The sequence below is a fragment of the Paenibacillus silvae genome, from assembly GCF_014639235.1.
GTDB classification, from domain to species: Bacteria; Bacillota; Bacilli; order Paenibacillales; family Paenibacillaceae; genus Paenibacillus; species Paenibacillus silvae.
In genome coordinates this window covers 1066302-1079969 of record NZ_BMFU01000001.1, presented here as the reverse complement: position 1 = coordinate 1079969, position 13668 = coordinate 1066302, and the positions used below count along the sequence as shown (strand labels likewise).

At 46.7% G+C, this 13668-nt stretch carries 13 protein-coding genes; 11 read left to right on the top strand and 2 right to left on the bottom strand.

Annotation, left to right across the window (positions count from 1 at the left end):
- Window positions 1-27 precede the first annotated feature (27 nt).
- Window positions 28-1932 carry a beta-glucoside-specific PTS transporter subunit IIABC gene (locus IEW26_RS04905; protein WP_188591468.1) on the top strand — a complete coding sequence of 635 codons (1905 nt, stop codon included), beginning with the start codon at window positions 28-30 and terminating at the stop codon, window positions 1930-1932.
- A gap of 229 nt (window positions 1933-2161) precedes the next feature.
- Here the strand turns inward: IEW26_RS04905 and IEW26_RS04900 are convergent, their stop codons facing one another.
- A complete protein-coding gene (locus IEW26_RS04900; protein ID WP_188591467.1) occupies window positions 2162-2539 on the bottom strand; it encodes a PilZ domain-containing protein in 378 nt (125 codons plus the stop codon).
- 153 nt (window positions 2540-2692) lie between these two features.
- Here IEW26_RS04900 and IEW26_RS04895 point away from each other — a divergent pair, with 153 nt between their 5' ends.
- The 9 genes from IEW26_RS04895 to IEW26_RS04855 all read left to right on the top strand — a co-directional run bounded on the left by IEW26_RS04895 (window position 2693) and on the right by IEW26_RS04855 (window position 10344).
- Complete coding sequence (locus IEW26_RS04895; RefSeq protein WP_188591466.1) at window positions 2693-3142, top strand: DUF6386 family protein; 450 nt, start codon at window positions 2693-2695, stop codon at window positions 3140-3142.
- Window positions 3143-3192: 50 nt separating this feature from the next.
- Window positions 3193-3885: a hypothetical protein gene (locus IEW26_RS04890; protein ID WP_229729656.1), complete on the top strand. Its 693-nt coding sequence runs from the start codon at window positions 3193-3195 to the stop codon at window positions 3883-3885.
- 90 nt (window positions 3886-3975) lie between these two features.
- On the top strand, window positions 3976-4302 hold the full coding sequence (locus tag IEW26_RS04885; RefSeq protein ID WP_188591464.1) for a hypothetical protein: 327 nt from the start codon (window positions 3976-3978) through the stop codon (window positions 4300-4302).
- 37 nt (window positions 4303-4339) lie between these two features.
- Entirely contained in the window at window positions 4340-4744 is a 405-nt protein-coding gene (locus tag IEW26_RS04880) for a hypothetical protein (RefSeq protein WP_145406236.1), read from the top strand.
- A gap of 211 nt (window positions 4745-4955) precedes the next feature.
- Entirely contained in the window at window positions 4956-6002 is a 1047-nt protein-coding gene (locus tag IEW26_RS04875) for a pectate lyase family protein (RefSeq protein ID WP_145406237.1), read from the top strand.
- Between the two features lie 236 nt (window positions 6003-6238).
- Window positions 6239-7786: a methyl-accepting chemotaxis protein gene (locus tag IEW26_RS04870; RefSeq protein ID WP_188591463.1), complete on the top strand. Its 1548-nt coding sequence runs from the start codon at window positions 6239-6241 to the stop codon at window positions 7784-7786.
- Between the two features lie 208 nt (window positions 7787-7994).
- Window positions 7995-8714: a DUF4274 domain-containing protein gene (locus IEW26_RS04865; protein ID WP_188591462.1), complete on the top strand. Its 720-nt coding sequence runs from the start codon at window positions 7995-7997 to the stop codon at window positions 8712-8714.
- Window positions 8704-9165, top strand: coding sequence for a hypothetical protein (locus tag IEW26_RS04860; RefSeq protein WP_145406240.1), 462 nt, complete (start codon window positions 8704-8706; stop codon window positions 9163-9165). Before IEW26_RS04865 ends, IEW26_RS04860 begins: the two co-directional genes overlap by 11 nt.
- Window positions 9166-9186: 21 nt before the next feature.
- A complete protein-coding gene (locus IEW26_RS04855; RefSeq protein ID WP_229729655.1) occupies window positions 9187-10344 on the top strand; it encodes a GNAT family N-acetyltransferase in 1158 nt (385 codons plus the stop codon).
- A gap of 47 nt (window positions 10345-10391) precedes the next feature.
- On the opposite strand, the gene IEW26_RS04850 is transcribed toward IEW26_RS04855, so the two are convergent.
- On the bottom strand, window positions 10392-10766 hold the full coding sequence (locus IEW26_RS04850) for a VOC family protein (protein ID WP_188591460.1): 375 nt from the start codon (window positions 10764-10766) through the stop codon (window positions 10392-10394).
- Between the two features lie 154 nt (window positions 10767-10920).
- On the opposite strand from IEW26_RS04850, the gene IEW26_RS04845 reads away from it, so the two are divergent.
- Complete coding sequence (locus IEW26_RS04845) at window positions 10921-13614, top strand: endo-1,4-beta-xylanase (protein ID WP_188591459.1); 2694 nt, start codon at window positions 10921-10923, stop codon at window positions 13612-13614.
- Window positions 13615-13668: the final 54 nt, after the last annotated feature.

Sequence of the window (13668 nt, the reverse complement as noted above, 5' to 3'; positions counted from 1 at the left end):
CAATACACATAAAAGGAGCAAAACACAATGGATAAACAACAATTGTCCAAAGATATTCTGAAGCTTGTTGGTGGCGAAGAGAACATTGATCAAGTGACCCACTGTATGACAAGACTCAGATTTAACCTGAATGACAACAAAAAAGCAGACAAAGAAACATTAAAGAACACACCTGGGGTTATGGGTGTTATGGAAAATGGTGGACAGTTTCAGGTCATCATCGGTAATGATGTACCGAAGGTTTACAATGCGCTGGTAGGCAACATGTCCAAAGGTGCAAACGTCGGATCTTCTGCGGCTTCTACAGGCCCGAAACCGAAGAAAAATCCGATAAGTGCTCTGTTTGACTTCATCTCTGGCGTATTTACTCCAATCCTCCCGGCTATTACCGGCGCTGGTATGATCAAAGGGATCGTGGCGATCCTTGTGGCGTTTGGCTGGCTGTCAGATAAGAGTTCGACTTACACTATTTTATCTGCCATTGGTGATGGTGCATTCTACTTCCTGCCAATTATTCTTGCAATCAGTGCTGCTAAGAAATTGGGAAGCAATATGTATATTGGTGCGGCGCTTGCGGCCGGGATTATGCACCCAACCATTACAGCTTTGCTGGCAGAAGGAAACTCATCGTTCGCGGGGATAAAAGTCGTCGCAGCAACATATTCTTCAACGGTTATTCCGATTGTTATTGCGATCTGGATTGCTTCTTATGTGGAAAAAGCGGTTGACCGCATTACCCACTCATCGGTAAAACTCATTGTCGTACCAACGGTTACCTTGCTGATCATGGTTCCACTTACATTGATCGCGATTGGTCCTCTGGGTTCCATTATCGGTAATGGTATGTCTGGCGGTATTGCTTGGTTGTTCGATAATGCATCCATCCTTGCAAGTATTCTGATTGGTGGTACAATGTCACTGTTAATCATCACAGGGATGCACTATGCCTTGCTGCCAATCATTGTAGGCTCCATGACTACATTAGGTTATGACTTTATTATTCCTTTGATGCTTGCAGCGAACTGGGCTCAAGCGGGTGGAGCGATTGGTGTAGGACTTCGTTCCAAAAATGGACAAACGAAATCTATGGCTTATTCCACTGGTCTGACCGCATTTATGGGGATCACTGAACCAGCGATGTATGGTGTTAATATGAGATACAAAAAACCGTTTGTTGCTGCACTTATCGGTGGGGCAATTGGTGGTGGCTTTATGGGTATTGTGAAGGTTAAAGCATATGTACTGACAGGTCTTGTAGGTTTGCCGGGACTTGCAGCATTTATCAGTCCGTCCATCAGTACATTGGTATATGGTGTGCTCGGTGGTCTCATTGCGATCGCCTCTGCAGCATTAATTACGTACATCTTGGGATTCGAGGAAAATAATGCGCCACAAGCGGCTGCGACTTCAGCTTCTACAGAAACTGCAACCACAGCCACAACGACAGCTCCAATTGTAACAGAAGAAACAAAAGCACAAGATGAGCAAGTATTCAGCCCGATCACGGGTGAAGTCAGACCGCTTAGCGAAGTCCCTGACCCTGCGTTCTCGGAAGAAATTATGGGTAAAGGTTTTGCAATTCAACCGACGGAAGGCCGTGTTGTTTCTCCGATTAACGGTACTGTGTTCTCCCTGTCGAAGAGTGGACATGCCATCGGTCTGGTTAGTGATACCGGAGCCGAGATGCTGATTCATATTGGAATTGATACAGTGAAGCTGAAAGGTCAGTTCTTCTCACCAAAAGTTCAGGCAGGAGCCAAGGTTTCTGTAGGGGATGTGCTGATGGAGTTTGACCGCGAAGAGATCGAAAAAGCAGGTTACACAACGATTACTCCAGTCATTATCACGAATATGCATCAGTATGCATCCATCGAATCTGCTGGTCGTACAGCGGTGAAAGAGCAAGAGCTGTTGTTCACTGCCAAAGCATAAAGCCATATAAGTTGAACTAAAGATTTTACACAATCCACTTCGATGACAGAATAACCTTCCAATCGCTGTTATCCTGAAAACGACAAAGCAGCTGTTTTCTCAGATGATGTCTGGGAAGCAGCTGCTTTTTTTGTATTTGTACAAATTAGGTTTAAAGACAGACTATAAATTTGAAAATCTATATATTGTTATGTATATAGTAAAATTTGCAGCTAAAAATGATGGTCTCTTATCTCACTACAATTTTACCTTGACCTGCCAGCATACGCATCTCTTTGGACCATCGGTCCTGGGTTTCCTTTTCGACTTCAAGTTGCACGCCATAGTGCCATAATGTGTTTTTTTCCATCCCCCACCGGAGAGTACCTTCAACATACAACAAATCCTCAGACAGCTTGAGATTGATTGCGATGCGTATATCGTTATTTTCTACAGGCAGAGAAAGCGGAAAAGCAATTTGGCAGCCGGACCGGCTGATGTCGCACAATTCGGCCTGAATGGGCTTGGGTGGACCGTCCATGCCGTTAATGCTCAAAATATAAATTTCGAAGGACATCGGTTCCTTCAGAGTATAGCGAAAAGGTTCTTTCCTATTGTTAATCGGCATAGATTCCTCCATCAAATTCAAAAAAATTCAGTTATCGTTATATCGACAGTTTTGAACGAGAAATGAAGAGTGCAGCGACATAGATGGTTCAAGAGTTGTATTTAACGGGTGTTGTCGGATAGTTATAATGGAATGAAGAGAGGGTGGATGAGCATGGAAGGAAACTTTCATATGGATACCGATACAGCTACGCTGTGCTGCTATGACCTGGCAGCATTGGAGCATCGTCTGGAGGATACAGCGGACTGGTGGTCCATCCCTGAGGATGAACTGCAGGAGGTTAATGCAGGCAACTGTCTGTTTCTGAATCTGGGGGATGATGGATTATACGAAGTGCAGTGGCGTGTGCAGGAAGCGCCGCTCATGTCGGAGCAAGGAATGCACTTTTATTTTCAGGCTCCTTCGGGCAACGTTTATTTGGGCTCGGCAGATGATGTAAGCGGCGGGGAGCTGGAACCGGATGAGTTGTCCCAAGGGATCTTCTTGCAATTAAAGCCCGGGAATTATGCCTGTGCTGTGTTCAAAAAGGACACGCAGATCTCGGTTACACTTTCGCCAAGTGTTCAGGGGCAGAACAGGTTAGATGATCTGATTCGCATATAGCAGATAACTTGGCTTACATAACACAGATTACTGCAGGAAGGGGATTGTATATGCGGGACTGGTTAGGTACAGCGATGGTAGATGCACCTGTTTTGCATGAGCGGATGCGGGTATTGGCTGCACTCGATATCATTCTGTCTGAGGAGGCATGGCTTCGCGTACATCGCTATCACTTTAATATATTCCAACCGGATATGGCTTGGGGAAGTGTGGATAACGGTGCAGGAGATCATCTGCATGTGTTGTTTGCGAATACAGGCACGTTAATCAAAGGATTTGATCACGAATCCCCCCTAAGCCCGCATAATCGTGAAGATGGAGAGATTTATCCGGGAATGTACGACGAGGTGCCGGAGAGCTTCATGAAGGTTTTACGGGAGCACGAGGATGCACTGAATCGGGAGCACATTACATTTTGTTTATGGCAGGAGGAACGAGCTCCAGGTTGGAAGGCAGGCAGCTGGATGGAGCTTGCCATGGCTGAAGAAGAAGAAGTGTATGCCAGCGGCGGGTTTGAATTTCTGTTAGGTTATATCGAGTCAACACCTGAGGGCTATATCGATTGGGCTGAAGGGTACTACGATATTCAGGAGATGTCTTTGACTGCTGTAACTGAAATATATAATAATACACCAGTCACTGCCGACTTGATTCGAAGACTGAATCCGAAGCGTGACGTGTTAGCCGCGATGAATGAATTGCAGCAATGTGGATGTACGGTGGAGCGAAGGGAAACGGATTGAACCAGAGAAACGTGAGAAGAGAAGAGAAGAGAAGAGTGGGATGAAATGAGCTGAGCTGTCCCCTGAACGTTTGAAAGGGAGTGCGCATCTATGGGGTGGGAGTATGGAATCCGAACGCAGGAGCATGCCAGGTTACCTGAAATCATGGAGCGCTTGGTAGCTTCACTTACGTACAGCAGCATGTATAGTCTCGAACACCACACTGATGGTTTTGTTCTTCTGCGTGACGATGCATCCTGGCCGAACGCTTTGGAAGTAAGGCTGGAGGAAGCGAGCGGTCTGGACGAAGTGGGAGACGGTGAACGTTACTTCTATTGCTTGTTTCATATTTGGGGTGAGGAAGGACGTGCCTGGATGCAGCAGATGCAGGAGGTGACAAGTCAGTACCCTGATATATTCGAATGGTTTGAATTGTGATGCCGTATATGAATAACACAGGAAGGGAAGTTTTTTAGTGGCGAGAGCATCCAAAAGCAAAATCCCGGTACTTCTGTACCGATATGAAGGCCCGGCGAGGAATATCGGCTTTACCTTTTCCCCCTTATATTTGAATGAAGATACGTCCAAGGTTCGGCAGGAGGACATGCTGTTTATTTATGACGAAGATTTTGAGCATATACGGCCAGCGATCAGTCGTGTTTTTCCGTTAACAGACCCGTGGAGCGGAGAAATTCATGCTTCTTTTGATCCCTGCTGGAACAATCCGATTGTGAAAGAAACGTGGGATACGATTGTTGCGGACTTGAAGCAGGTGAACAGCGCTGATCCGGATATGCAGGCATTTTTGGATAAACTCATCGTCTGGATTCGAAAGGTTCTGGATCATGCTGACGGCATTGAAGTGACAGGCAATCTGTAAATCATAGCAAAATTAAATAAATACAAAAAAGATGGGGGACGTTCACGCGTGTAGTGTGACAGCTCTCATCTTTTTATTTTTCACTATATCTGACTGCTGTTGCAAAAAAGATAAGATTATTGTCTTTTTGCAATAATTTTATTGTCACAGTGCAGGTTACAAGCTATAATCGAGTTGTTTGAAGGGACAAATTACAAAGGATGGTGATATTTTGAAGAAATTTTCTTTGCTTTTGCTCGCTGTTACATTATTGCTGTTGACCGTGTCCACGGCGGCTCCTGCTACTTATGGTGCAGCCAGCTATCCGAACACAGGCACGAACGGTCTGACCGGTTTTGCAGGTAATGCCAAGAATGAGAATGGTGTATCCAAGGCGGCTACAACAGGCGGTCGGAATGGTCAAGTGGTGTATGTCAGTAATCTGAATGATCTGAGAACTCATATGGCGGGCTCCACGGCCAAGATTGTTGTGGTTGAACAAAATATTTCTTCCTCCAGCTTGCAAAAAGTTGAATTTGGTTCCAACAAAACATTGGTAGGTTCTTTTAACAATCACACATTAACAAACATTCACTTCAGATCCACATCAGGATCAAGCAACGTTATTTTTCAAAACCTGACTTTTAATCATTCAGCTAATATCAATGCGAACGATGATATCCAGATGTACATCACTTCCGGATCAAACTATTGGATTGACCATGTGACCTTCTCTGGCCACAGCTACAGTTCTGGCGGCAGCGATCTGGACAAGCTCTTGTATATCGGTGACCGGGCCGATTATATTACGATCAGCAATTCCAAATTTGCCAATCACAAATACGGTATTATTCTGGGACACCCGAATGATGGCAACAGCAGCTACAACGGCGTACCTCATGTGACGATGTCCAACAACTATTTTGAAAACCTGTATGTACGTGGCCCTGGACTTATGCGTTACGGATACTTCCATATCAAAAACAATTATGCAAACAACTTCAATCAAGCAATCACAATCGGGGAGAAGGCCCGGATTTACTCGGAAAATAACTATTTTGGTGCAGGGGCCGAAAAAGGCGGCATTCTGGATGACAAGGGCAAGGGAGAGTTCACAGATTCAGGCAGTACACCTGCTTTGAACAGCCCGACTTCGCCAAAAACGAATTGGAGACCAAGCTCCAATTACAGCTATCAGGTGGAGAGCGCAGCGTATGCACGTGAATTTGTTACGAAATACGCCGGATCATCCAATACTACATTGGTATTTGGTAAATAACGGAGGCAGGACCATGTGTCTCTAATTCAAAGAAAAGCTGAGTCTGTTTCATGCGTATTTGCGCATGAGCAGGCTCTTTTCTTTTGGACGTTATATAGTATATGAACATAATATTATTTAAAATACTATATTCATTTGTATCATTTCCGGCCGATATATATTTAAGCGGTCTGCTTGCATGTTTATGAAACCGGCAGCCTGCATTTGTTTGAACTTACATAAAAGGCGGGGTACACATGAGTCGTATTGATGAAATTATCTGGAAAAGAAACAAATTGATTACGATGATGTTATGGATTGTAGTAGTATTTGGAATAGCGCTTGCTTTTACGGATCCCAAGTTGTTTGCTTCCAATGCAATTGTGATTATGTATGGGATCTGGTTGACTTATGCCAATGCCAAGAAAAAGCATATCCATCTGATTCCGTGGATAAACGTTGCCCTAATCACCGCATGCGGCATTTTTGCCGGCTGGGGAACCGTGGATTCACTCATAGCTATAGTTATATCAGCTCTACTGCTGGTGTATCCGGATAAGCGCATATTTCTTAGCGGGTTCTCGGTTTTGCTTGCAAACAGCATTCTGCAACTGTTGATTGTACCTACAGCTACTCGGGAGCAGTTGATTGAGAACATCACGAATGTGGCACTTTTTGCAGTGGCGGGGATTATTTTAGTCGTAGTTTCTGCACTGAATCAGAAGTTGTTTCAAGAGAGTGAGAAGAGATGGGATGAGGTAGAGAACTCGCGGAAGCGTGTAGAAGAAATGCTGGAACGTGTTAAAAAATCGGTGGCTGGACTTTCGGGATATACGGAACAGCTCAAGGAAAAGGTAGATGCTACCGGCTCTATCACCAATGAGGTGACGCTTGGGTTCAGCGAGGTAGCCAAGGGAGTGGAGTTTCAGGCCACAAGCATTGCGGATATTTCAGAGTCTCTTACTTTGTCTGATCGTCATATTCAAGATGTGGCTTCCTATTCCCGGCAGATGAAGGAGCTCTCGGCGAGCATGGCCTCAAGTACACAAATGGGCAGTAAACAGATGGATGAGTTGAATATGCAAATGCGGGACTTGTATACAGCAATTCATACAACCGCTGATGATATGCAGAAGTTCAATGACCAGAGTGAATCCATGACGATGATGCTGAACAGCATCTCCGATATTGCAACGCAAACGAATCTGCTTGCACTGAACGCGGCAATCGAAGCAGCACGCGCAGGTGAGCATGGACGGGGGTTTGCTGTGGTGTCGGAGGAAGTACGCAAGCTGGCTGAAAGCTCAGGTCAATCTGCCCATGAGATTACATCGATATTAACAGGTCTGAGAACACAAACACAGGCATTGACAAGCCGATTTGAAGACATTCGCCAGTCCTTGCAGCAAGGAAGAGAAAGTGTACAGACCGCGGGTGAAGTGTTCCAGTCCATTAATCATGGTTCGCAGGATGTGCTGGGTCAGGCTACCGAGATCGAGACAAGCTCGGCAACGATGAAGACATCCTCAACCCGAATAGTGAATGAGGTTTCCGAAATTTCGAGTGTGACGCAGCAGTCGAGTGCGGCCACGGAGGAGATTTTGGCGAGCATGGAGGAGCAGCGTAATCTGACACAGAATATGGTGGAGAGCTTTGGAGGGCTGGAGAGGCTGATCGTGGATTTAAGTGCATTGGTATCAGATCATCAGAGAGCCAGCGCAGCCGCGGTAAAAGAAGCCAAGCTTCCAGAAAAAACGTCAGCAGCCAAGGTCAGTAAGGTCAGTCTGGAATCCAGGTCAGCCTGAGTACAAGTCAGGTTGCAGCTTGTATACTTGTAAAGGAAACGAGCAAGTTTAATTCAATCCAGACGAGCCGGAAAGGAGTCCGCGAGTGCACAAAGATGCTGCACTATGCGGGCTTTTTTTGGCGTTCAAAGGTCCCTTGTAGCGCTTTGTCTTTTTCGATAGAGTGAGAGTAGTGAGATACAAGATGAAGAAACGAGGGGAAGGACCCATGAATTGGACCGAAATCAGTAAATCCAAACATATTGAATATGTCAGCGAGGTCATCGCTTCATCTGCATTAGACCTGAATGAACGGGATGAGCGTGGACGCACACCGCTTATGCTTTTTTTGACCAATCGCATGCCGCTGGAGGGGATTCGCTGCCTGCTTCAGGCTGAACCCGATCTGGAATCGGAAGACAAGCTTGGGGATACCGCTTTGAAAAAAGCAGTCAAGTTCAAGCAGCCTGAAGCAATACGTCTGTTGCTTGAATATGGCGCCAGAGTGGATTCCCCTCACGGCATTTTGGCGACAGCCTGGAATCTGGCAAGAAAACACAACCTGAATCTTGCTGATCTGCTGCTGGATACAGCGGGAGCCGTTCGTTTGAAGCTGACGGCTGAGGAGCAGCAGATCGTAGATGATATTATATATGAGGAGTCCTCAGTCAAGGCGTGTGAACGAGTCCAAACGCTGGATTCGGCAGTGCTGATCCATGCTGTGGTGAGCGAATTTAATTGGGATGACAGCCCTGAGCCGATGGTTGAGGCGGCCAAGCATCCGAAATGTGCGCATATAACCCGGCTGGATATGATTGAACTGATGGAGGCGGATTACTGGCTGGAAATGGACATGGCAGAAGTGAACAGCAGAGTGCACGGTCCAACATATCGACATCTTGCGGAATTTTTAACCGGGAGAAAGGGTGGATTGGATCATGACACATGAATCGTTTAACGAGCAGGTCCGAATCGTCGAGCAGCTGCAGCAGAAGTTAAGGGCAGACCATATTGAGCACTTTTATATCACTGAGCCTTCACAATGGCAGAGCGAGCAGTTGGTGCTGGCAGGCAGCTTTGACTTTACATATTATCATAATGTAGAAATTACGTTTACGGGGGTGGAGTTTATTCTATGCCCGGGAACGATATTCAGCGTGGACCAGATTCGGCTTGCAACCGAAGAGGAGATTGTTCAGCTACATCCTGTGATGTATGGCTATGAACGAAACGGTATCGTGTTTTGTCTGGAAAATGAATTTGAGCATCAGCGCTTCTATATCGTTGCAAAACAGATGACCTATCACTTTGGTATGGTTTATTATTATGATCGTGCGAATCTGCAAGCAGGTGAGCGGATCGCTGATTTTGTGAAACACAGAGGAAGGATTCAGGAATAGGCCGCTATGGAGGGAAAAAGAGTGATAGATACACAGGTCACCTTCTATGACCGCGATTCAATCCAGGATATGACCTGGCCCGATACTGCAGATGCAAAATACGCCCAGGCTTATCTTGAACCGATGATGATGCATGGAACCATTGAATATATGACGAATGTTAATACGACGCTGCTTCTTGCCCGTATGAATGAGCTTGTGCTGCCGGTGACTGTTAATGAAGAAGAGTATGATAACGCATATGTCTGTTCACCTTATACTCATTACGTCACGTATGCCAAGCAGGAACTGATCATGCTCCAGAAGCCGATGCTGGAAAAAGGACTTTCCATGCTGCTCGGTATCCTCGGCCGGGGCATGAAAAAAGCGAAAATCAACAAGGTTGTACATGTGAATAACTGGCTGTTATCGACCAATCTGTATCCCGCCATGACTGGCGAACAGGCCGTTTGTATTCTTGAAGCCGTCAAACAGCGATATCCCCGGCATACCGTGATCTTCCGTTCCCTGAGTGCCCGGCTGCATTCGGACATTATAAAAGAGCTTCAGGGTGCAGGCTGCCGTTCCATACCTAGCAGGCAAATTTATCTGTATCAGGCGAGTGATAAGGGCTTTGGCAATGCCAAGTCGCGGTGGCTGCTCAAGCGAGATAAAGCGCTGCTGGACAAGCATGGTTATGAACTGATAACCGGCGCTGAAATGACAGATGCAGACATTCCGCGGATTGTGGAGCTGTACCGCATGTTATATCTGGACAAGTATTCCTACGACAATCCCCGGTTCAGCGAACGTTTCATTGCTGCAGCAAAAGCGAGCGGATCGTTAAGGATCTATGGCTTGCGCAAGCAGGGGCGAATCGATGCCGTTATGGGTTATTTCTGCCGGAATGGCATCATGACCACTCCATTGTTCGGATATGATACAGACATTCCACAATCCGTTGGCTTGTACCGCATGTTGTCGGCCTGTCTCATTGAACAAGCTCGTGACAACGGTGTTCTGCTGCATGAAAGTGCGGGTGCGGCCCAGTTCAAGCGCAATCGCGGCGCGGAAGCGGATTTCGAATATTCCGCCGTGTATGACCGCCATCTGCCGCTGCACAGACGGTGGTGCTGGGCACTGCTGGATCATCTGCTGAATCGTATAGGTGTGCCGTTGATGCGGCGCATGAAGCTGTAAGCAACGCTGTTCTGCTCCGGCCGTGTGAGTACGCTCATATGTATATCTTATTCCAGATGCTCGGCAAGCTGTACCTCGAAGCCGTCCGGGTCTGCAATGTAAATAAAACGCAGGCGGGAGTTGGGCTGCACAGGTCCGCGCAGCAGGGGGATATGCATTTCCGCCAGGCGCTCCATTGCGATATCAAGGTCCGCAACTTCATATCCTATAGATATGCCGGCTTCAGGTTGAAGCACCTGCTCACTTCCTTCAATTAGCTCCAGCAAGGTTTCGCCGGTTAGACCCAGGCCAAGCATGGCGATCTGCCGCCCGCGGCTTTCGAATCGGCGCTGCACGAGCATGCCGAGCAGATGGTGATAGAAGTGAATCGACGCGTCCAGATTACGTACGCGCAGTGTAATCCAGTTGAGTTTGGTCAACATAATGGATCTCTCCTTTTTGGCATGGGTGGTGTCGGTTCATGTTTATTATACGCGAAGAAAGTAGAGTAGGCTAAAATATTGAAAAAAATTACAAAAATATATATGTAAGCGTTATTTCATAGAGTATAATGTAAAAAACGAGAGGAGGCATTTAATGAATACGTTTAAAAAATGGAGTTCAACCGTGCTGGCAGCAACGCTGATCATGACCATGCTGCCTGTCCAGCAGCCTGTATTTGCACAAGAACAGCAGACGGAGCAGGCATTCAACCCGGGGGCTGCGACAACGGTCAAACAGAATGGTAGTCCGTTTAACGCCGACTTTGAGGATGGCACACTTCAAGGCTGGGTTCCTCGCATCGGCAGCGAGAAGCTGACGGTCACACAGCAGGCAGCGCACCAAGGTACATACAGCATGCTGGTTACGAATCGGGAACGTTCCTATTATGGGCCGAGTTTGCCGATGAAAGGTCTGTTGAAACCCAATACAACGTATAACATATCGGTTTATGTCAGACTTACGGAGAAACCAGCTGCAGATCAAACGATTCAACTCACAGCCTACAAGAAAAACGGGGCAGAGAGCTGGAATATGCTGGACAAGGTGACTATTCCTAAGGACGAGTGGCAGCAGTGGCATAACATTACCGCAACGTTTCAATACAGTGACAATCCGCAGGAATTGAATCTGTTTATTGAAACGCCATATGTTTCCGAAGACGCGGTTGATACCTTATCCTTTTATGTGGATGATGTGAAGATTGAGGAAGCGGGAGAGCTGGCTATTGAGACCGATATTGCTTCTTTGCAGGACTTGTACCAGAACGAGTTCCCCATCGGGGCAGCTGTGTATCGCTGGCAGCTCGAAGGGGCATACGGTCAATTGTTATCCAAACATTTTAACAGCTTGACGGCAACGTATGAGATGAAGCCCAAATTCGTATCCCCTTCGAAGGGAGTGTATGATTTCCAGGCATCAGATGAATATGTGCAATTTGCAGAACAGCATAATATGGGCCTGCGTGGACATGCCTTGCTGTGGCATATTGATGCAGCGGAGTGGATGTTCAAGGATGATCAGGGTAATCCCGCAAGCAGAGACCTGCTTCTCAGTCGCATTCAGAACTATGTTGATACGGTCATGAAACGATATAAAGGCAAAATATATGCCTGGGATGTTGTGAATGAAGCGATTGCGGACAGCAACGGGGATGCCAACGGGATGCGCAAAAGTCCGTTCTATGAGCTGATCGGTCCGGATTATGTTGAGAAAACGTTTGAATTTGCCCGAGCCGCCGACCCGGATGCGAAATTATATTATAACGAGTATTTTACAGAGGTTCCTGAGAAAAGAGAGCATATGTACCAATTGGTGAAAAGGTTAAAGGATAAAGGATTGATTGACGGTGTAGGTCTGCAATCTCACTATAACCTGGAATCTCCTCCAATTGCCGAAATTGAGAAAACGATTAATCTGTTCGCCGGGCTCGGACTGGATATCCAGATTACCGAGCTGGATGTAGACAGCGGTATTCCTTTTGGCGAGAAGCTGCCTCAGGATGTGGCCGTGAAGCAAGCCTATCGGTATAAGGAATTGTTCGACTTGTATCAAAAGCATAGTGATGTGATCTCCTCCGTGACCTTATGGGGACTGCAGGATGAGAAATCGTATAACAATCAAGCCTTCCTGTTTGACTCGGCTTTGCAATCCAAACCGGCCTATTGGGGACTGGCGGATGCATCAAGCCTGCCTGTTTTGACGAATCGAGCCGTTACATTGTCCGGAACACCAAATATCAAAGCACCCAAGCAGGATACGGTCTGGAACAAGGCCGTAGCTACTGCCTTAAAAGGCAATTCGGGTGCAGGAGTAACGGCGTTCCGAACGCTGTGGGATAACAACAATTTGTATGTTTTAATTGATGTGCAGGACACAACGAAAAATCCGCAGGACAAGGTAGAACTGTTTGTTGATCTCAATAATGGTAAAACTCCTGTGTATGAAGCGGATGATCATCATATTACGATAACTCGTGCAGGTACGGCGACAGGAGCACAGCCGCATACGTATCATGTGCGAAAGGTTACGAACGGATATCAGGTGGAGGTATCCATTCCGTGGGCTAATGCACCAGCGGTACTGTCCCGTGAAATAGGGCTGGATGTGCGGGTGACGGATGCCGGAGCAGGTGGAACGAATGCACATCAGATGCTGTACTGGAATGATCGTACATTATCTCAGCATTCGGATACGAGCAAATACGGCGTCATTCAGCTGGCCAATATGCCTAAATCTGCTCAAGCTCTGCAAGGAACCGTCACGATTGATGGTGAGAAGGATGCCAAGTGGAATAAAGTTGCTCCATTCCAGGTGATGCCTCTCAATCCAGGCGGGGGAGCCTTTGCGGAAGCTCGTGCAATGTGGTCCGGTCAAGACCTGTATCTGTTCATTGATGTAACCGATCCGAACATTATCACCAATGCTACCGATCCGTGGGATCAGGACTCGGTTGAGATTTTCCTGGATGAGAATCATCAGCGCACTCCTTTTTACCAGTATGATGATGCGCAGTTCCGAATTAGTGCAGATAATGTGGCTACTTTTGCAGGCAGTGCTTCTCCAGGACGTCTCCAAAGTGCTGTGAAGAAAACGGCGAAGGGATATCAGGTGGAGGCGAAGATAAGGCTGCAATCTCTTACGCCTAAGGCAGGGGATGTAATAGGCTTCGAGCTTCAGGTTAACGATAATCAGGGGAACAATAACAAAAGCACAGCGAAATGGAATGACCTGACCAATGACAGCTGGAAGAATACTTCTCAGTATGGCATTGTGACATTCTTCAAGTAAATATAAGCGTAACATAAGTGAATTGAACCTCAGGTATACGTCAAAAAAGCTGCG

Coding starts and splice junctions, on each gene's coding strand:
- IEW26_RS04850 (WP_188591460.1), bottom strand. CDS start 10,766: ATGTTGACCAAACTCAACTGGATTACACTGCGCGTACGTAATCTGGAC.
- IEW26_RS04905 (WP_188591468.1), top strand. CDS start 28: ATGGATAAACAACAATTGTCCAAAGATATTCTGAAGCTTGTTGGTGGC.
- IEW26_RS04845 (WP_188591459.1), top strand. CDS start 10,921: ATGAATACGTTTAAAAAATGGAGTTCAACCGTGCTGGCAGCAACGCTG.
- IEW26_RS04890 (WP_229729656.1), top strand. CDS start 3,193: ATGCGGGACTGGTTAGGTACAGCGATGGTAGATGCACCTGTTTTGCAT.
- IEW26_RS04885 (WP_188591464.1), top strand. CDS start 3,976: ATGGGGTGGGAGTATGGAATCCGAACGCAGGAGCATGCCAGGTTACCT.
- IEW26_RS04895 (WP_188591466.1), top strand. CDS start 2,693: ATGGAAGGAAACTTTCATATGGATACCGATACAGCTACGCTGTGCTGC.
- IEW26_RS04865 (WP_188591462.1), top strand. CDS start 7,995: ATGAATTGGACCGAAATCAGTAAATCCAAACATATTGAATATGTCAGC.
- IEW26_RS04870 (WP_188591463.1), top strand. CDS start 6,239: ATGAGTCGTATTGATGAAATTATCTGGAAAAGAAACAAATTGATTACG.
- IEW26_RS04900 (WP_188591467.1), bottom strand. CDS start 2,539: ATGCCGATTAACAATAGGAAAGAACCTTTTCGCTATACTCTGAAGGAA.
- IEW26_RS04860 (WP_145406240.1), top strand. CDS start 8,704: ATGACACATGAATCGTTTAACGAGCAGGTCCGAATCGTCGAGCAGCTG.